At 40.1% G+C, this 18,909-nt stretch carries 15 protein-coding genes; 9 read left to right on the plus strand and 6 right to left on the minus strand.

The features are described from left to right. Window positions 1–58: 58 nt before the first annotated feature. The 3 genes from D0T85_RS11110 to D0T85_RS11120 all read left to right on the plus strand — a co-directional run bounded on the left by D0T85_RS11110 (window position 59) and on the right by D0T85_RS11120 (window position 5,021). The gene (locus tag D0T85_RS11110) at window positions 59–1,318 is read left to right on the plus strand and encodes a hemolysin family protein (RefSeq protein ID WP_163213258.1); all 1,260 of its coding nucleotides are present in this window, start codon (window positions 59–61) and stop codon (window positions 1,316–1,318) included. Between the two features lie 174 nt (window positions 1,319–1,492). Beyond that, entirely contained in the window at window positions 1,493–3,634 is a 2,142-nt protein-coding gene (locus D0T85_RS11115; RefSeq protein ID WP_163213260.1) for a peptidylprolyl isomerase, read from the plus strand. A 115-nt stretch (window positions 3,635–3,749) separates the two neighbouring features. Next, window positions 3,750–5,021, plus strand: coding sequence for a serine dehydratase subunit alpha family protein (locus D0T85_RS11120; RefSeq protein ID WP_163213262.1), 1,272 nt, complete (start codon window positions 3,750–3,752; stop codon window positions 5,019–5,021). 82 nt (window positions 5,022–5,103) lie between these two features. Here D0T85_RS11120 and D0T85_RS11125 read toward each other — a convergent pair whose 3' ends face one another. Continuing rightward, window positions 5,104–5,688 (minus strand): peptidylprolyl isomerase, encoded by a 585-nt coding sequence (locus tag D0T85_RS11125; RefSeq protein WP_163213264.1) that lies wholly within the window; start codon window positions 5,686–5,688, stop codon window positions 5,104–5,106. 382 nt (window positions 5,689–6,070) lie between these two features. On the opposite strand from D0T85_RS11125, the gene ilvD reads away from it, so the two are divergent. The 5 genes from ilvD to ilvC all read left to right on the plus strand — a co-directional run bounded on the left by ilvD (window position 6,071) and on the right by ilvC (window position 12,203). Further along, a complete protein-coding gene (gene ilvD / locus D0T85_RS11130; RefSeq protein ID WP_163213266.1) occupies window positions 6,071–7,870 on the plus strand; it encodes a dihydroxy-acid dehydratase in 1,800 nt (599 codons plus the stop codon). Window positions 7,871–7,992: 122 nt separating this feature from the next. Further along, window positions 7,993–9,690, plus strand: a complete 1,698-nt coding sequence (ilvB, locus tag D0T85_RS11135) for a biosynthetic-type acetolactate synthase large subunit (RefSeq protein ID WP_163213268.1) — start codon at window positions 7,993–7,995, stop codon at window positions 9,688–9,690. A 92-nt stretch (window positions 9,691–9,782) separates the two neighbouring features. Continuing rightward, a complete protein-coding gene (gene ilvN / locus D0T85_RS11140; RefSeq protein WP_163213271.1) occupies window positions 9,783–10,352 on the plus strand; it encodes an acetolactate synthase small subunit in 570 nt (189 codons plus the stop codon). Further along, the gene (locus tag D0T85_RS11145) at window positions 10,342–11,082 is read left to right on the plus strand and encodes an acyl-[acyl-carrier-protein] thioesterase (RefSeq protein WP_163213273.1); all 741 of its coding nucleotides are present in this window, start codon (window positions 10,342–10,344) and stop codon (window positions 11,080–11,082) included. Before ilvN ends, D0T85_RS11145 begins: the two co-directional genes overlap by 11 nt. Window positions 11,083–11,156: 74 nt before the next feature. After that, the gene (ilvC, locus tag D0T85_RS11150) at window positions 11,157–12,203 is read left to right on the plus strand and encodes a ketol-acid reductoisomerase (RefSeq protein ID WP_163213275.1); all 1,047 of its coding nucleotides are present in this window, start codon (window positions 11,157–11,159) and stop codon (window positions 12,201–12,203) included. Between the two features lie 63 nt (window positions 12,204–12,266). Here the strand turns inward: ilvC and D0T85_RS11155 are convergent, their stop codons facing one another. The 3 genes from D0T85_RS11155 to D0T85_RS11165 all read right to left on the minus strand — a co-directional run bounded on the left by D0T85_RS11155 (window position 12,267) and on the right by D0T85_RS11165 (window position 14,489). Further along, window positions 12,267–12,728 (minus strand): paraquat-inducible protein A, encoded by a 462-nt coding sequence (locus tag D0T85_RS11155; protein ID WP_163213277.1) that lies wholly within the window; start codon window positions 12,726–12,728, stop codon window positions 12,267–12,269. After that, window positions 12,728–13,222: a DUF6565 domain-containing protein gene (locus D0T85_RS11160; protein WP_163213279.1), complete on the minus strand. Its 495-nt coding sequence runs from the start codon at window positions 13,220–13,222 to the stop codon at window positions 12,728–12,730. The genes D0T85_RS11155 and D0T85_RS11160 overlap by 1 nt, the downstream gene beginning before the upstream one ends. A 361-nt stretch (window positions 13,223–13,583) precedes the next feature. Next, window positions 13,584–14,489: an Rpn family recombination-promoting nuclease/putative transposase gene (locus tag D0T85_RS11165; protein WP_163213281.1), complete on the minus strand. Its 906-nt coding sequence runs from the start codon at window positions 14,487–14,489 to the stop codon at window positions 13,584–13,586. 143 nt (window positions 14,490–14,632) lie between these two features. On the opposite strand from D0T85_RS11165, the gene D0T85_RS11170 reads away from it, so the two are divergent. Beyond that, on the plus strand, window positions 14,633–16,621 hold the full coding sequence (locus D0T85_RS11170) for a family 20 glycosylhydrolase (RefSeq protein ID WP_163213283.1): 1,989 nt from the start codon (window positions 14,633–14,635) through the stop codon (window positions 16,619–16,621). A gap of 66 nt (window positions 16,622–16,687) precedes the next feature. Here the strand turns inward: D0T85_RS11170 and D0T85_RS11175 are convergent, their stop codons facing one another. Next, the gene (locus D0T85_RS11175) at window positions 16,688–17,425 is read right to left on the minus strand and encodes a prohibitin family protein (protein ID WP_163213285.1); all 738 of its coding nucleotides are present in this window, start codon (window positions 17,423–17,425) and stop codon (window positions 16,688–16,690) included. Between the two features lie 70 nt (window positions 17,426–17,495). Next, the gene (locus tag D0T85_RS11180; RefSeq protein WP_163213288.1) at window positions 17,496–18,878 is read right to left on the minus strand and encodes an alpha-L-fucosidase; all 1,383 of its coding nucleotides are present in this window, start codon (window positions 18,876–18,878) and stop codon (window positions 17,496–17,498) included. Between the last annotated feature and the right edge of the window lie 31 nt (window positions 18,879–18,909).

Raw genomic sequence — 18,909 nt, forward strand, 5'->3', positions numbered from 1 at the left:
GCATGGTAACTTTCAACTCTTAACTCTCAACTCTCAACTCTCAACTCTCAACTAGCTAATGAACATCATTATTTATGCCATAATAACAGTTATATTCTCCGCCTTTTTCTCGGGAATGGAAATCTCGTTTGTATCGGCCGACAGGCTTCGTTTACAGATGGAGAAACAAACAGGTGGGATTATAAACCGGATTCTTGATTTCTTTTTCAGGCATTCCAATAATTTTATCTCCACCTTATTGGTAGGGAATAACATTGCGCTTGTTATCTATGGTATTTTCATGGCCCAGCTTATCGAAGAACAACTGCTGGCCGGGTTAATATCGAACGAGTTTCTTCTGGTACTTATACAAACAATTATATCTACTTTAATAATACTTGTTACCGGCGAGTTTATTCCTAAAACACTATTCAGGCTTAATCCTAACAAGATGCTGAAGATATTTGCAGTGCCTGCACTTATCTGTTATATTGTTCTTTATCCGGTATCTCAACTGGCTTCGGGCATATCTTATTTGTTTCTGCGCATTTTAGGAATCAAAGTAAATAAAGATGCCTCCGATAAAGCATTTGGCAAGGTAGACCTGGATTATTTTGTACAGTCCAGCATTGACAGTTGCAACAGTGAAGAAGAGTTGGATACCGAAGTAAAGATATTCCAGAATGCCCTTGACTTTTCGAGCATAAAAGTACGCGACTGTATTATTCCCAGAACCGAAATTGTAGCTGTTGATTTAACCGCTTCGTTAGAAGAGGTAAACTCAAAATTTATAGAATCGGGCTTATCGAAGATAATCGTGTACGATGGCAATATTGATAACATAGTAGGCTATTTCCATTCGTCTGAGATATTTCGCAGTCCGGAAAACTGGAATAATAACATAACCGAAATCCCCATTGTGCCCGAAACAATGGCTGCCAGTAAATTGATGAAACAGTTTATGCAGCAAAATAAATCCATAGCCGCCGTTGTCGACGAGTTTGGAGGAACTTCGGGAATTGTAACCCTGGAAGATTTGGTAGAAGAAATATTTGGCGATATTGAAGACGAACACGACAATAGTAACCTGATATGTAAACAGCTATCGGAAGACGAATACACATTATCAGGGCGCCTTGAAATAGAAAAAGTGAATGAAACCTTTGGTTTGGAATTACCCGAGTCGGACGATTATATGACCATTGGCGGATTGATTTTAAACCAGTATCAAAGTTTCCCTAAAGTGAACGAAGTAGTTACCATTGAAAAATATCACTTCAGGATGCTAAAGGTTACATCAACCAAAATAGAACTGGTGCGCCTCAAGGTGTTGGAATAATTGTGTGTGTCCGACATTTTTTTTGCTAATACGTATGTCTGTATTAGCATTTTTTGTATCTTCGTGCGCGATTTGAGTTCGTAAGTTTTTGAGTTTTTAAGTTTTTAAGAACAATGCCCAAAAACAAATGAACTCAAAAACTTAAAACTTAAAAACTTAAAAACTTAAAATAAAATGGCAACATTACAAAAAATTCGATCTAAAGGACCGTTGCTGATCATTGTAGTTGGTTTGGCTTTGTTCGCATTCATTGCGGGCGATGCCTGGAAGGTACTCCAACCGCACCAATCAAACGATGTGGGAGAAGTTAACGGTGAATCTATCTCGGCTCAGGAATATCAAACATTGTTTGAGGAGTATACAGAAGCAATCAAGTTCTCGAATGGACTTTCTTCGTTAACCGAAGAACAAAGCAATCAAATTAAAGACGAAGTTTGGACTGCCTTCATAAACAATAAATTAATTGAAAATGAAGCAGCAAAAATAGGTTTAACTGTACCAGCTTCCGAAATTCAAGCTATTATTGATGCCGGAGTTCATCCGATGCTTCGTAACACACCTTTCTACAATCAGCAAACTGGTATGTTCGATAAAGACATGCTGAAGAAATTCCTGGTTGATTATTCGAAATTAGATAGAAATACGGTTGATTCCAGAACATACGAATACTATCACTCAATGTATATGTATTGGTCGTTTGTTGAAAGAATGTTGGCTCAAAACCGTTTGGCCGAAAAATATCAGGCATTGGTTCTTAAATCAATCACTACTAACACAGTAGAAGCCCAAACCATTTTTGACGACCGTGTTAAACAATCGGATATGTTGCTTGCTGCAATACCTTATTCTTCAATTCCCGATTCGGCTATCACAGTGAAAGTATCGGAAGTGAAAGAACTGTATAACAAACGCAAAGAAGAATTCAAGCAAACAGCCGAAACACGTAACATCCGTTATATTGATGTACAAGTTGTTCCAAGTCAGGCAGATGGAGCTGCTTTGCAAAACGAAATGCTTGAGTACACAACACAGTTAGAAGAAATGACTTCGGACTTTACCAGCTTTGTACGTTCAACAGGTTCGGAAGTTTCTTATTTAGATTTGTTTGTAACAAAAGATGTATATCCAGCCGATATCGTGGCTCGTTTAGACTCGGCAGCAGTAGGCGAAACATATGGTCCTTACTTCAACTCGGGCGATAATACATTCAATACATTCAAAAAAATAGCAAAAGTATCTGCACCCGACTCTATCGAATTCCGTCAGATTCAGGTTTATACTGAAGACGTAGCTAAAAACAGAGTACAGGCTGATAGTATTTATAACGCTATTAAAGGCGGTGCTAAATTCGAAGATATTGCTGCTAAGTACAATCAGCCGGGAACAACTACATGGATAACATCAGCTAATATCCAAGCGAATCCGCAGTTGGATAACGATAACTTGAAGTATCTTTCAACTATTATGGATCTGGGAGTTAACCAACTTGCTAATGTAGAAATTCGTGATGCAAACGTTATCTTACAGGTTACTAACAGAAAGAAAATGGTTGATAAGTACAAAGTTGCTGTGGTGAAAAGACCAAATGATTTCAGCAATGAAACTTACAACAAAACATACAACGATTTCAGCCAGTTTATAGCTGCTAACAATACACTCGATAAGTTGATTGAAAATGCAGAGGAAGCCGGTTACAGAGTAACTCCAAGAGCCGACGTACAAACCTATGAACACGGAATTGCCGGAATCAAAAACACAAAAGATGCTTTACGTTGGACATTCAATGCTAAACAAGGCGAAGTTTCGGGCTTGTACGAAGCCGGCGACAACGACCGCTTGTTGGTTGTAGCTTTAGAAGCAATCAATAAAGAAGGATACCGCTCGTTAGACGATGTAAAACAACAATTACGTGTTGATGTAGTGAAAGATAAGAAAGCAGCACAAATCATTGCCAATATGAAGGCAGCCAATGCTACTTCTATTGCTCAATACCAATCAATGACTGATGCCATTTCCGATTCACTGGTACATGTGTCTTTCTCGGCTCCGGCCTATGTATCGGCATTGCGTTCAAGCGAATCTTTGGTAGGTGCGTATGCTTCGGTTGCTCCGGTTAATCAGTTGAGCCAACCAATCAAGGGTAATAGCGGTGTATTTGTATTACAACCTTACGCTAAAGACCAACTAGAAGAAAGCTTTGATGCCGAAAAAGAGAAAACAACATTAGAAAGCACTCACCAACGTATAGCTAGTCGTTTTATAAGCGATTTGTATCAAAAGGCTAAAGTGAAAGATAATCGTTATCTGTTCTTCTAATTTTGAATTAGATAATACAATATGTAATATAAAAGAGGGAGTCTTTAAGGAGATTCCCTCTTTTTTGCTTTCAAATGTGCTGTGTTTACAGTGAAATTAATTAATTTTGTATTGTATGAATGCACAGATAATCTCACTGATAAAGCGCGAAGTAATCCCGGCCATAGGATGTACCGAGCCCATTGCTGTAGCACTATGTGTTGCCAAAGCAACAGAAATCCTTGATAGAATTCCTGAAAAAATAACCGTGTTATTAAGTGCCAATATCCTGAAAAACGCAATGGGAGTGGGGATACCCGGCACCAATATGATTGGTTTACCTATTGCCATAGCCTTGGGAGCACTAATCGGAAAATCGGATTATCAACTAGAAGTACTGAAAGACTGTACACCCCAATCGGTAGAAAGAGCCAAAAAGTACATTGATGAGAAGCGCATCTTTATATCTCTTAAAGAAGACATTGACGAGAAGCTTTATGTAGAAACCATCTGCGAAGCCGGTGAAGATAAAAGTGTTGCAATCATAGCCTGTGGGCATACCTCCTTTACTTATCTGGCCCGCAACTCCGAAATACTCTTAGATAAGAAACAAGAATCTGTCGACGATAACGAAGAAAACACTCCCGAACTAACCCTCCGTAAAGTTTATGATTTTGCCTTAACGGCTCCGTTAGAAGAGATCAGCTTTATTCTGGAAACTGCCCGGGTAAACAAATGTGCAGCCGAACGCTCTTTCGAGGGTAACTACGGTCATAACCTGGGCAAGATATTACGCGGTGGCTGTCAGAATAAGATTTTAGGTGATACAGTCTTTTCCCATATACTATCATATACATCCGGAGCCTGCGATGCCCGTATGGCAGGGGCCATGATTCCGGTAATGAGTAATTCGGGAAGCGGTAATCAGGGAATCTCAGCCACATTGCCTGTACTTGTGTATGCCGAAGAAAGTGGCAAATCGGAAGAAGAATTAATCCGGGCACTCATACTAAGCCACCTTACGGTAATCTACATCAAACAGAGCCTCGGTCGTTTGTCGGCCCTTTGCGGATGTGTAGTAGCTGCTACAGGTTCGAGCTGTGGTATTACCTGGCTGATGGGTGGTAGCTTTGAGCAAATATCTTATGCCGTACAAAACATGGTTGCCAACCTCACCGGAATGATTTGCGATGGTGCAAAGCCCAGTTGTGCATTGAAAGTAGCCAGTGGAGTATCTACAGCCGTTCTGTCGGCCATGATGGCTATGGAAAATAAATCGGTAACCTCAGTGGAGGGTATAGTAGATAAAGATGTAGATCAAACCATTCGCAACCTTACATTAATAGGCTCGCAAGGCATGAACGAAACAGATAAGTTGGTGTTGGAGATAATGACGGGGAAGAATTAAGAATTAAAAATTAAGAATTAAGAATTGGTACTGTGTCACATCTACTTAATTCTTAATTCCTAATTCTTAATTCTTAATTCTTTTAATGGCATCCGCCGCAGCCACCATGATCGTGTCCACAACCTTCGTCGTCGCAGTCACCGTCACAGCTACCACATCCGCATCCGCCTTCGTTGGTCATCATGTTGATCATGCCTTGCACTTCTTCGGGAGTAGCAACGCGGTTTTCAACAACTTCACCGGCGAAAAACAGATCGGCTCCTGCTAGTGGGTGGTTCATATCCATTACCACTACATCTGCTTTTACTTCAAGAACGGTACCATTTAAACGTTGGCCTTCGGCATTCATTAATGGCACAACTTTACCTTCCTGAATCATTTCAGAATCGAAACGACCATCAATAATGAATATATCTTTTGGAAGATCAATCACATGTTCTTCGAAATACTCTCCGTAAGCTTCAAGAGAAGGTATAGTAAATTCAAATTTATCTCCCGGATTAAGATTGATTATTTGTTCTTCGAAAGTTTCCAAAGTAGTTCCCAATCCCGAAATAAACTGGAATGGGTGCTCAGCAGTTGCTTCTTCTATAAAATCTTTCTCTTCATCCTCCACCGCATATAGCTTATAAGCCACTGTGATGTACTTGTTTGGTTTTGTTTCCATTGATTTGTTATAATGTAATTAATAAGAATAAGCAAAGATAGGATTTTTTTTATTAGTAGCTACTAACTACTATCTACTAACTACTGTAACTACTAACTACTAACCAAAACTCCCTATTTTCTTACGAATATCTATTAATTGGAGTTTTTTTTATTCAATTTGTTTGGAGATTATGAAAAAGGCCTTACCTTTGTATCATATTCAAGAAATGAAACATGAATAATTATACTCTACATAATCTATCTCTAGTCATTATTAGCCTTGTGGTGGTCGAGCCAGGAGAGTGAGAAAGGTTGTGTGCGTATATTGTTATATGTATAAAGATATAAATGAAGCCTTTCTCATATTTGAGAGAGGCTTTTTTGATTAATCAAGAAGAGTTATGAAAAATCAGTTACGCAGTTCGCAAAGTACACAAGGTAGAAGAATGGCAGGAGCCCGCGCTTTATGGGGAGCCAACGGTATGAAAAAAGAACAGATGGGGAAACCCATTATTGCTATCGTCAACTCTTTTACCCAATTTGTGCCGGGACACGTTCATTTGCACCAGATAGGGCAACAAGTAAAAGCCGAGATTGAAAAACTAGGTTGCTTTGCTGCTGAATTCAACACCATTGCCATAGACGACGGAATTGCCATGGGGCACGACGGAATGCTATACTCACTGCCCTCGCGCGATATTATTGCCGACAGCGTTGAGTATATGGTAAATGCCCACAAAGCAGATGCAATGATATGTATTAGTAACTGTGATAAAATAACTCCGGGCATGCTGATGGCTGCCATGCGCTTAAACATTCCTGCTGTATTTGTATCCGGTGGACCTATGGAAGCCGGCAAACTCAATGGTCAGCAACTGGATTTAATTGATGCCATGTATAAATCGGCCGACGAAACAGTGAGCGATGAAGAGGTTGCACAAATCGAAGCAAGCGCCTGTCCAACTTGTGGAAGTTGCTCGGGGATGTTTACTGCAAACTCTATGAACTGCCTTAACGAAGCAATCGGTTTGGCACTTCCCGGAAACGGAACAATAGTGGCAACACACGTTAATCGCACCCAGTTATTTAAGGATGCCGCTAAGTTAATTGTTGAAAACGCTTATAAATATTACCGCGATGGCGATGAGAGCATTCTGCCGCGAAGCATAGCAACCCGTGCTGCTTTTCTTAATTCAATGACACTTGATATTGCCATGGGAGGCTCAACCAATACCGTGCTTCATTTGTTGGCAATAGCCCACGAAGCCGAGGTTGATTTTACAATGGATGATATTGATATGCTGTCGCGCCAAACACCTTGTCTTTGCAAAGTTGCTCCCAACACTCAAAAATATCACATTCAGGATGTTAACCGCGCTGGCGGTATTCTGGGAATAATGAGCGAATTGGCCAAAGCCGGTTTAATTGATACAACCGTTCGCCGTGTAGACGGTATGCGCCTGGGCGAAACATTAGCCAAATATGATGTAACAGGTCAGCCATGTGCAGATGCTGAAAGAATCTACAAAAGTGCTCCTGCCGGAAAGTTTAATCTGGTAATGGGTTCGCAAGATTCATCCTATAAAGAACTTGATACCGATCGTGCCGATGGATGTATCCGGAACATTGATAACGCTTACTCAGCCGATGGAGGATTGGCTGTATTGAAAGGTAATATTGCACAAGATGGCTGTGTAGTGAAAACTGCCGGAGTAGACGAAAGCATCTGGAAGTTTGCCGGACCAGCCAAAGTATTCGATTCGCAAGAAGCCGCCTGCGAAGGAATATTGAGGGGCAAAGTCGTCAGTGGCGATGTCGTCGTCATTGCACACGAAGGCCCTAAAGGCGGACCGGGTATGCAGGAAATGCTATATCCAACATCGTATATCAAATCCCGTCATTTAGGCAAAGAGTGTGCATTAATAACCGACGGACGTTTTAGCGGAGGTACATCCGGATTGAGTATCGGCCATATATCACCCGAAGCAGCAGCCGGAGGTAATATCGGAAAGATTCAGGACGGCGATATCATCGAAATAAATATTCCCGAGAGAACAATCAATGTAAAACTTACCAATGAGGAACTAGCCGCCCGCCCGATGACTCCCGTAACACGGGATCGTAAGGTACCTAAAAGCCTGAAAGCTTATGCAAGTATGGTAAGCTCGGCTGATAAAGGAGCAGTAAGAATCATTGAATAAATTAATATTGAACACACAGAGACACAGAGGCACAGAGATTTTAATTTCCAGGCCTGTAAAAGTCTCATGAAGTTTAAAAACTCTGTGCCTCTGTGTCTCTGTGTTCCAAAAAATATAATTTTATGAACAAACAAAATATAACTGGAGCCGAAGCTTTGATGCGGGCACTGGAACATCATAATGTAAAGAATATCTTTGGTTATCCGGGTGGTACAATTATGCCGGTATTTGATGCATTATACGACCACAAAGATAAACTGAATCATATATTGGTTCGTCATGAACAGGGAGCAGCACACGCAGCACAAGGATATGCCCGTGCATCGGGCGAAGTTGGTGTATGTCTTGTAACCAGCGGACCGGGAGCCACCAATACCATTACCGGTATAGCTGATGCCATGATGGATAGCACACCGATGGTAGTAATTGCCGGACAGGTAGCTACATCTTTTCTGGGAACAGACTTCTTTCAGGAAGTTGATTTGGTAGGTGTTACCCAACCCATCTCTAAGTGGAGTTATCAGATACGTAGTGCAGAAGATGTAGCCTGGGCAGTAGCACGTGCCTTTTATATAGCAAAGAGTGGTCGGCCGGGTCCGGTTGTGCTCGACTTTGCAAAGAATGCACAAGTAGAAAAGGTTGACTATGAACCCATGCTACTTGATTATATACGTAGCTATGATCCCGATCCAACAATTGATGATGCACAACTACAAGCAGCAGTCCAATTAATAAACACTGCCGAGAAACCATTTGTATTGGTTGGTCAGGGAGTTGAATTAGGAAATGCACAAAAAGAATTAGCAGCCTTTTTAGAAAAAGCAGATATCCCTTGTGGATGCACAATGCTTGGGCTTTCGGCCATTCCAACCGATCATTCGCTGAATAAAGGAATGCTGGGAATGCATGGAAATCTGGCTCCGAATATAAAAACAAACCAATGCGATGTGTTAATAGCTGTTGGTATGCGTTTTAGCGACCGTGTTACCGGCAAATTGAGTACGTATGCCAAGCAAGCTAAAATTATTCATCTGGATATTGACCCTTCCGAGATAGATAAAAACGTAAAAGTAGATGTTCCACTTCTGGGTAATTGCAAAAAAACGTTGGCTCAACTTACTGAGCTAATCAACCCTAAAAAGAATACGGAATGGCTCAATAGCTTCGAAGAGTATGCAAAGAGAGAGTACGAACGGGTGATTGAAAAAGAAATTCATCCCAAAGAAGGACCACTCAATATGGGCGAGGTAGTTCGGGCAGTAAGCGAGGCTACTCATAACGAATCTGTTTTGGTAACCGATGTAGGACAAAACCAGTTAATGGCTGCACGTTATTTTAAATATACTAAAAACCGGAGCATCATAACATCGGGTGGCGCAGGTACAATGGGATTTTCGCTTCCGGCAGCAATCGGTGCAACATTTGGAGCACCCAACCGTACTATCTGTTCGTTTATGGGCGATGGTGGTTTGCAAATGAATATTCAGGAGCTGGGTACAGTAATGGAACAAAAAGCACCGGTTAAAATAATCTTGCTGAATAATAACTTTTTAGGCAATGTACGCCAGTGGCAAGCCATGTTTTTCGATCGCAGGTATTCGTTTACACCCATGATGAATCCTGATTATATGAAGATTGCCGAAGCGTATGGTATACCTTCGCGCCGGGTGAAAAAGCGTGAGGATTTGCAAGATGCCATCCGCGAAATGCTTGAAACCGATGGCCCCTTCCTGTTGGAAGCTCTTGTGGTTGAAGAAGGAAATGTATTACCAATGTGTCCTCCGGGAGGTTCGGTAAACGAAATGTTGTTAGATTGTTAATAATGTGCTAATATGCTAATGTGCCAATGTGGCAATTAGCTGCGCACAGATTTAATCATTTATTAATTCATTAATATTGGCACATTAAAATCATGGATAAAACATTATATACTTTAATCGTTCATTCGGAAAATATCGCAGGTTTGCTTAATCAGGTAACCGCAGTATTTACACGCCGTCAGCTTAATATTGAAAGCTTAAATGTTTCGGCATCATCTATAAAAGGTGTTCATAAATATACCATTACAACATGGGCAACCAAAGATATTATAGAGAAAGTAGTAAAGCAGATAGAAAGAAAAATAGATGTAGTACAGGCAAACTATTTCACTGACGATGAAATCTATTTTCATGAAATCGCTCTTTATAAATTGCACACAGCTAAGTTTCAGGAAACCCCAATGGCTTCCAAGCTTATCAGGAAATATAATGCACGCATTGTAGAGGTTAATCCTGTGTTTTCGGTAGTAGAGAAGAATGGCATGAGCGAGGAAATTACTGCTATGTATGACGAGTTACGCGCTTTAGACTGTGTTTTACAGTTTGTGCGTTCCGGACGTGTAGCTATTACTACCAGTTCATTCGAACGGGTAAATGAATACCTCACCATGCGCGAGGAGAAATATCTTCAATGCAAAAAAGAACAAAACGATGGAAAATAACAAAGTAGGAACTTACAATTTTGTGGCCGAACCGTTTCATGTAGATTTCAACGGTCAGCTTACAATGGGTGTATTGGGAAATCATTTACTGAATTGTGCAGGCTTCCATGCCAACGACCGTGGCTTTGGTATTGCCTCACTGAACGAGGAAAATTATACCTGGGTTCTTTCTCGTTTAGCTATTGAACTGGAAGATATGCCGTATCAATATGAGGACTTCAGTATCCAAACCTGGGTAGAGAATGTTTACCGCCTCTTTACCGACCGTAACTTTGCATTGATAAACAAAGATGGTAAAACTATCGGGTATGCCCGTTCGGTTTGGGCCATGATTAGCCTTACTACCCGCAAACCTGCCGACTTATTAAGTATGCACGGCGGCAATATTGTTGATTATATTTGCGATAAGGATTGCCCCATCGAAAAACCATCGCGCATAAAGGTGGGCAGTGATAAGGTGGCTTCATCTCATACAGCAAGATACAGTGATATAGATATCAATGGCCATGTAAACAGTATCCGTTACATAGAGCACATCCTTGATCTTTTCCCCATCGAATATTACAAAACAATGCGTATCCGTAGGTTCGAAATTGCGTATGTGGCCGAAAGCTATTACGGAGATGAATTGAATTTCTATAAAGAAGAGGTTAATCCCGGCGAATATAATATAGAGGTAAAGAAAAGCAGTGGCGAGGTGGTTTGCCGCGGAAAAGTTCTCTTTATTTAAACACTTAGTTACGAAACTCAGCGTTTCAAGAAGAATAAGCAAAACATTATTATAAACTTTAATTAAAAACTAAAATGGCAAAAATGAATTTTGGCGGTGTAGAAGAAAACGTAGTTACCCGCGAAGAATTTCCATTGGAACAAGCACGTGAAGTATTGAAGGACGAAACTATTGCAGTAATCGGTTATGGCGTACAAGGCCCCGGACAAGCATTGAACCTTCGTGATAACGGCTTTAACGTAATTATCGGACAACGTAAAGGTGGAAAAACATGGGATAAAGCTGTTGCCGACGGCTGGGTTCCTGGTGAAACCTTATTTGAAATAGAAGAAGCTTGCGAAAAAGGAACAATCATTCAATACCTGCTTTCGGATGCTGCTCAGATTGAAGTTTGGCCTACAGTTAAGAAACATCTTACTCCGGGTAAAGCACTTTACTTCTCTCACGGGTTTGGTATCACCTACAAAGAACGTACAGGTATTGTTCCTCCCGCCGATGTAGATGTAATTCTTGTAGCTCCCAAAGGATCGGGAACTTCATTGCGCACTATGTTCCTGGAAGGCCGTGGATTGAACTCTTCGTATGCAATCTTTCAGGATGCAACCGGTAACGCTTTCAACCGTGTAGTTGCTTTGGGTATTGGTGTAGGTTCGGGTTATTTGTTCGAAACAACTTTCGAGCGCGAAGTATATTCAGACCTTACCGGCGAACGTGGTACACTGATGGGAGCAATTCAGGGAATCCTTTTGGCTCAGTACGAAGTGTTGCGTGCTAACGGACACACTCCATCAGAAGCATTTAACGAAACAGTAGAAGAGTTAACTCAATCACTGATGCCTTTGTTTGCACAAAAAGGTATGGACTGGATGTATGCCAACTGTTCAACCACAGCTCAACGCGGTGCTTTAGACTGGATGGGACCTTTCCACGATGCAACAAAACCAGTGTTCGAAAAACTGTATAACGAAGTGAAAATAGGAAACGAAGCACAACGCTCAATCGATACCAATTCTAAACCGGATTATCGCGAAGGATTGGAAAAAGAGCTGAAAGCACTACGCGAAAGCGAAATGTGGCAGGCTGGGGCTGTGGTACGTAAACTTCGTCCGGAAAATAATTAATGATGATCATTAATTGGTTAGTGTAAAAGAGGAAAAGCACGGGTGGGGATCATTCGTGCTTTTTTAATGTTTTACATGTTTAACCAAAAACGAAATCGATATTATTCTGAATATTACCGCTAACGCAATAAATGTAGTGCCTATTTTCAAATCCATTACAATAATATTTGAATTCATCTTAAAGTTCAAAAGCAACAAAGCAACCAAAAAAACATCCAGCATATTCCATTTATCTAAAGCATGCGAGAATCTTGGTGCTTTGTTTCGTATAACAGTTATTGTTAGTTCAATATATTTTAGAAGAGGCATGATGAATGTGAAGAATAGAATTATAATTGCCAGAAAGTACTCGTTATTATCAAAGAAGAATTTAACAGAATCAAATAGATTCATATCATTACTTCGGAATTTGAAAACTATTTTTGTGGCAGTAGAAAACAATGGGTAATACACTCCTAATACAAAGAAAATGAATGAAACACACAGTGTAATAGTCCCAAGAATTCTTTTGATATCTTTTGTCATTAATTCAACTCGTCAATTTTGATATTCAATTCATTCAATATTTCAATAACAACATCTTTCGTTTCTTTGCCTGCTTTAATTGCATCTTTATAAAGACCTTTCAGGTCGTTGTGCATATCGTTGTCAATGTAATACTGTATCTGCTTTTTCAGTCCTTTCACATCCAGCACTTCTAATAGTTCTTTAACAGTCGACGAGATATCGCTAAGGTTGCTGTAATAATGCCATTTTACCTGATACGATTTAATCTTAACTTCATCTTTAAGCGAGAGTTCATCTTCAAACTTATCGTACCACTCGCCAGCAAACTTATTGTATTCTTCAGCTTTCTTTTTCCAATCTTTTTGATCGTACAGTTTGTGGTTCTTGGTGATTTCAGTAATAAAAGAATCGTATTTGTTAAGGTACGATTCTTTTGATGTGGGCGAACAGGCCATCATCATAATAGCTATTACAATGATAAATAGGGAAGGGGCATTTTGTTTAGGGCTCATTGCTATTTTAAATTTATAGGGTGAATTTCATATCTAAACGCAAATATATGAAATTAGTTTAAAGTATGTGTCTATTAATAATGGTATTTTTATCAACTTCTTTCATGAAGTTTAAATAGACAAAAACGGAACGGTTATCTCTCTTTACCCCTAGCTACAAGCTGTGTAAGGGTGTTTTTGATGGTCGTTTTCGAAATGCAGCATTTCGCATTGATGAAATGCAGCATTTCGTTCAATCAAAATGCAGCATTTTGAAAGTGTGAAATGCAGCATTTTGAAATAGCGTTTTGCAGCATAACAAAAAAGTAAAGATTTGTAGAAAATTGATTGGTTTCAGTATAGATAAAAAGGAGTAACAATACTACAGCTTTTCTATTTCCTTCAACGATAATCCTGTTAGTTCCTGAATTGTTTGTATAGGAATGTTGTTGGATTTCATTTTACGGGCAACTTCAAGAAGGCCTTCTGTACGTCCTTCAGCCCGTCCTTTTTCAAGCCCTTTTTCAAGTCCTTCTGCCAATCCTTCTGCTCGTCCTTTATTCAATGATGTTTCCATTACGCTGTACCAATCGCGGAAATTCTTCAAACTGTCTTCGTACTCTACCAGTTCCTTACGGTTGAAGCGAGCTATTTCGGCTGCTTCGAACAGGCGGGTGAATATACGTTCTTGCAGGGCAGCCGGACGTTCCATCAATCGGGAGAGGTTGCGGAGTACAAACATCCATTTGTCGAACATATTTTCCAACTCGTATTCGGTTTTGTTGAACTTGGGCATTTCCAGATAAATAAGTGTTAGTTTATCATAGAACACTTCTTGAGTTCCCATGTCTACCAACTTTACTTCGTGGTGAAAATAATCGTTGCTGTTATTGTCGAATGCAAAGTTGAGTATACCAACTGTATACACAGCTTTCAACTCGTAGTTCCAACTTCTACCTTTAACGGCTTGCTCGCGAATAGGGAATGTGGTGTAAAACAAACTGCGATCTTTGAAGAACTGCTGTTCGCCTTTTTGCATCTCTACCAAAAACTTTTCACCTTGTTCGTTTTCACAATATACATCGAATACGGCGCGTCGGTCGGCTTCCAAGGTGCCAAGTTGCTCTGCATTGAGGTAGGTAACATCCTTAATAACCTGACCATCGGGCAACAATGAATTCAGAAAACTGATTAGCAGATCCTTGTTTAGTTCGGTGCCAAACAGCTTTTTAAACCCGAAATCGGTATAGGGGTTAATGTATTTTTCTATAAGTCCTTCGCTTCCCATAACTTTAATTGTTGGTTGCAACAACAAACTTACATGAAAAACAGGAGATTTTCAAATAATCTTCATGTCAATTATATCTTAACTATCTTAACCTTATCTTTGCACAGTATATCTTTATTTATAACCTAATTAATCATGAAATCATGAAAAGAACGAGTATTTTAAACAAGATATTCATATTGAATATCTTTTTGTTATCCTTTACAACCGTTTGGGCTACGGTATCTACTAAGCCTTTTGTTGTTCCTGAACTCAAAGAATGGACAAGCAAAGGCGAAGGACACATTGCACTGAGTGAAAAGAACCGTATTGTGATTCCTGCTAATCAGCCCGAAGTGGCTCGTATTGCCCGTATGTTTGTCGATGATTACCAGCAAATGTTTGGACCGAAGCTTACTATAGTAGAAGGAAAAGCAACTAAAGGCGATGTGACTTTTGCTTTGAAGAAGGATAAAAAACTGGGAAGCGAAGGTTATGAAATAAAAATAACCGAAACAGGAATAACCATTACCGCACCCCAAACAACAGGACTTTATTGGAGCACCCGCACCTTGTTGCAAATGGCCGAACAAAACGAAACACGCCAACTGCCTCTGGGAGTAGTACGCGACTATCCTGATTATGAGGTACGTGGATTTATGATAGACTGCGGACGAAAATTTATTCCGCTTCATTATTTGCAGGATTTGATAAAGATGATGGCCTATTATAAAATGAATACTTTGCAGATACATTTAAATGATAATGGCTTCAAACAGTTCTTTGAAAACGATTGGGATAAAACATATTCGGCCTTCAGGTTGGAGTGTAGTACATATCCTGGGTTAACAGCCCGCGATGGGTCGTATACCAAAAAAGAATTCATAGAACTACAAAAACAGGCCGAAGGTCAGTTTATAGAGATTATCCCTGAAATAGATGCACCCGCACATACCCTGGCTTTTGCTCACTACAAGCCCGAAATAGGAAGTAAGGAATATGGAATGGATCATTTAGACCTCTTTAACCCGGAAACATACACCTTTATGGATGGGCTTTTCAAAGAATATTTGGAAGGTGAAGAACCTGTATTCAGGGGAAAACGTGTACACATTGGCACAGATGAATATTCGAATAAAGATCAGGCAGTGGTTGAAAAGTTTCGTGCATTTACCGATCATTACATCCGTTTGGTCGAATCGTATGGCAAGCAGGCTTGCATTTGGGGAGCATTGACACATGCCAAAGGTCAAACACCTGTTAAATCGCAAAACGTAGTGATGAGTGCCTGGTATAATGGATATGCCGACCCCAAAACAATGGTAGAAGAAGGATACCGGCTGATTAGCATTCCCGACGGATTAGTGTATATTGTTCCGGCTGCCGGCTATTATCACGATTATCTGAATGAAGCATTTTTGTATAAATCGTGGACACCGGCACATGTAGGAAAAACAGTATTCGAGGAAAAAGATCCTGCCATAATGGGAGGTATGTTTGCTGTATGGAACGATCATGTGGGCAATGGAATTTCTACAAAAGATATTCATCATCGCATTTTCCCGGCTTTGCAAACACTGGCTTTGAAAACATGGACTGCACAAACATCATTGTCGTACGAGCAATACAATGATCAGCGTGTTTTACTGAGCGAAGCTCCCGGAGTAAATCAGATGGGACGAATTGGCTTGAAGCCCAATTTGGTGTATCAGGCCCAAACGGTAAAACCGGGAAGTACCTTGCCTTATCCTGAAATTGGGTACGACTATACGATTTGTTTTGATATTGAGGGACGAAAGGAAGTATCCGGTACAGAATTATTCCGCTCTCGCGATGCTGTATTCTATCTTTGCGATCCGGTTAGTGGTATGTTTGCTTTTGCGCGCGACGGATATTTAAACACATTCAGGTTTGCTATTTGCGAAGGCGAAAAGGCGCATGTACAGATTGAAGGCGACAGTCGCACTACTATATTAAAGGTTAATGGCAAAATTGTGGATGAGATGAATATTCAGAAACGATATTTTGATGAAACCGGAAAAACTAGTATCAATTATGTACGTACATTGGTTTTCCCGCTCAAAAAAGCCGGAGAGTTTAATAGTACCATCAGCAATTTAAAAGTATTTAATTATTGCTTGAGTAAAAGGTAAATTCACCACAGAGGTCACAGAGGAAAAGAACTCTGTGTCCTCTGCATTCTCTGTGGTGAAGATGTTTTATTTTATCGTAATAAAAGGCAACTGACCACCACTAAAGTACTGTGGCATTTTGCCATCCCATTTATTGATAGCCATTTCTTGCAATACCATTGGCGAGAGAGAAGCCTGTTTAATCATTTGTGCTTCGGCTTCCAGTTTCATTCTTTCCAATGTGAATTTGGCAGTCAAAGCACCTTGCTCCGCTACTTTTTTGTCTTCGATAGCTTTATTAAACTCATCGCTGAAATCATGATTTGTTATCAGGAGGGTTTTTACAAGTATTCCGTTTCCTTCTACCTGATCGGCAAAAGTAGTACGGATTCTGTTGGATATCTCTGCTCTCTTTTCTACAAAAGCTTCAATAGGATACTCGGCTATTACTGCATTTATTTTTTCCGAAAGGGTAGGGCGAACAAGCGTGTTTTCAATGTTCTTTGCATAGGTTTGGTATATTGTACCCACTTTCTCAGGATCAAGAGAGTATACCAAGCTTACCTCAACTGTGATTGTTTGAATATCGCTAGACGATACCTCTGTTTTTAAAGTAAGGTTATTATCCCGGATAGATAAAAACTGAATATCATCAGTGAATGGCATCTTAAGATGGAAACCTTCGCCCACAACATCAGTGAGCCTACCAAGCCGAAGTACAACACCTCTCTCGCCTGTGTTTACTGTATAAAAAGCACTGAATCCAAATATTACCAGAATCCCTATTACTACGATAGTTGAAATTAATTTTTTGCTTATTTCCATTGCCTTTAATTTAAAGATTTATAGTTCTGTTATTTCATTAGTCTGTATCATTTATAAAAAATCACAGAACTTATGGCTTAAATTCAAAAGCTACTGCCGGTTGATTTGCCGGGAGGTTTTTAGGAAGTGTTATTTCAATACCGTTAGCCGTTTTTTGCCATTTTACACTTTTACCAGTAGGGATATATTTAATACTACTTCCCTTTTTAGGTTCATTTCCTTTCCAAATAATTTTTTCGGGTAACGGTTTTCCTTCTTCCAAACATGTGATGGCATATCTTATTTTACCATCTTTACTCTGTGTAAACCAGGTGTTGCCATCATTGTATACTGGGGTGGTGCGGGTTTCGTAAATTGCTTTTCCGTTTTTCGATGTCCATTCGCCTATCTCGGTGAGACGCTCCATAACCACGTCGGCCAATGTACCATCGGGTTTAGGATCTATTCCAAGAAGAAGGCTGCCTCCTTTGGCAACAATCTCGGTAAGTTTGTGAATAATGTTGGCAGATGATTTATACTTTTGATGCGGTGTCCATCCCCAATCAATGCCAAGTGTAATACAGCTTTCCCAAGGGTTATTCACTTGCTCGTGTGGAATACCTTGTTCAGGGGTTTGGTAGTTTTCAAATTCTCCTGCTACAGTGCGGTCAACAACCAGTAACCCAGGCTGATAGCTTCGGGCCATTGCAGCAATTTTGCGCATATCAATATCTTGTCGGGGAGGAGCTACCCAGCCACCATCTAGCCAGAGAATATCCATTGCACCATAATCGCCATTCATTAATTCTTCTATTTGGTTATAGGTGAATTTTTTGAATTGTTCCCATCGCCAGGGATTCTTATCAATTTTATAATTTACGTTACGGTTAGGAGTAGCATATCTGTCCCACCAGTAATATTGTGAATGCCAGTCGGGTTTAGAGAAATAAGCCCCAATCATGTAACCTTCGTTTCTGAAAGCATTAAAAACTTCTTTCGCTACATTTCTGCGTGGATGATTTTTGAATGCTCCTTTTGTAATTGAGAAGTCAGAGTATTTGGTATCGAACATATTAAAGCCATCGTGATGTTTTGTTGTGAATACAACGTACTTCATACCGGCTTTCTTGCCATATTGAGCCCAGGCTTCGGGATTGAGCTTTTCCGGTTTAAAGCGGTCGATGGTTTTCCAGTAATTACGTTTATATTCATCATAGGCTATGGTAGAGTCGCGGGGAATCCAGTCGGCTTCTTCGGCACAAATAGACCAGGATTCAACAATACCCAGTTCGGAGTAAAGCCCGTAGTGAATAAGCATACCGAATTTTAAATCTTGCCACTTATCCAGTTTCTTTACTATTAATTCATCTTTTGGCCATGTATAAGAAGATGAACGACCGTGAGTGAAAGTTTGTGCAATGCCTGTTAATGGTAATAGCAATGCCAACAGTGAGGTTAATAAATGTTTTCTCATAAATAATTTATTGGTTAGATGGAACAAAGAT

The sequence above is a fragment of the Bacteroides sp. 519 genome (assembly GCF_010500955.1).
Classification (GTDB): Bacteria; Bacteroidota; Bacteroidia; order Bacteroidales; family Bacteroidaceae; genus Bacteroides.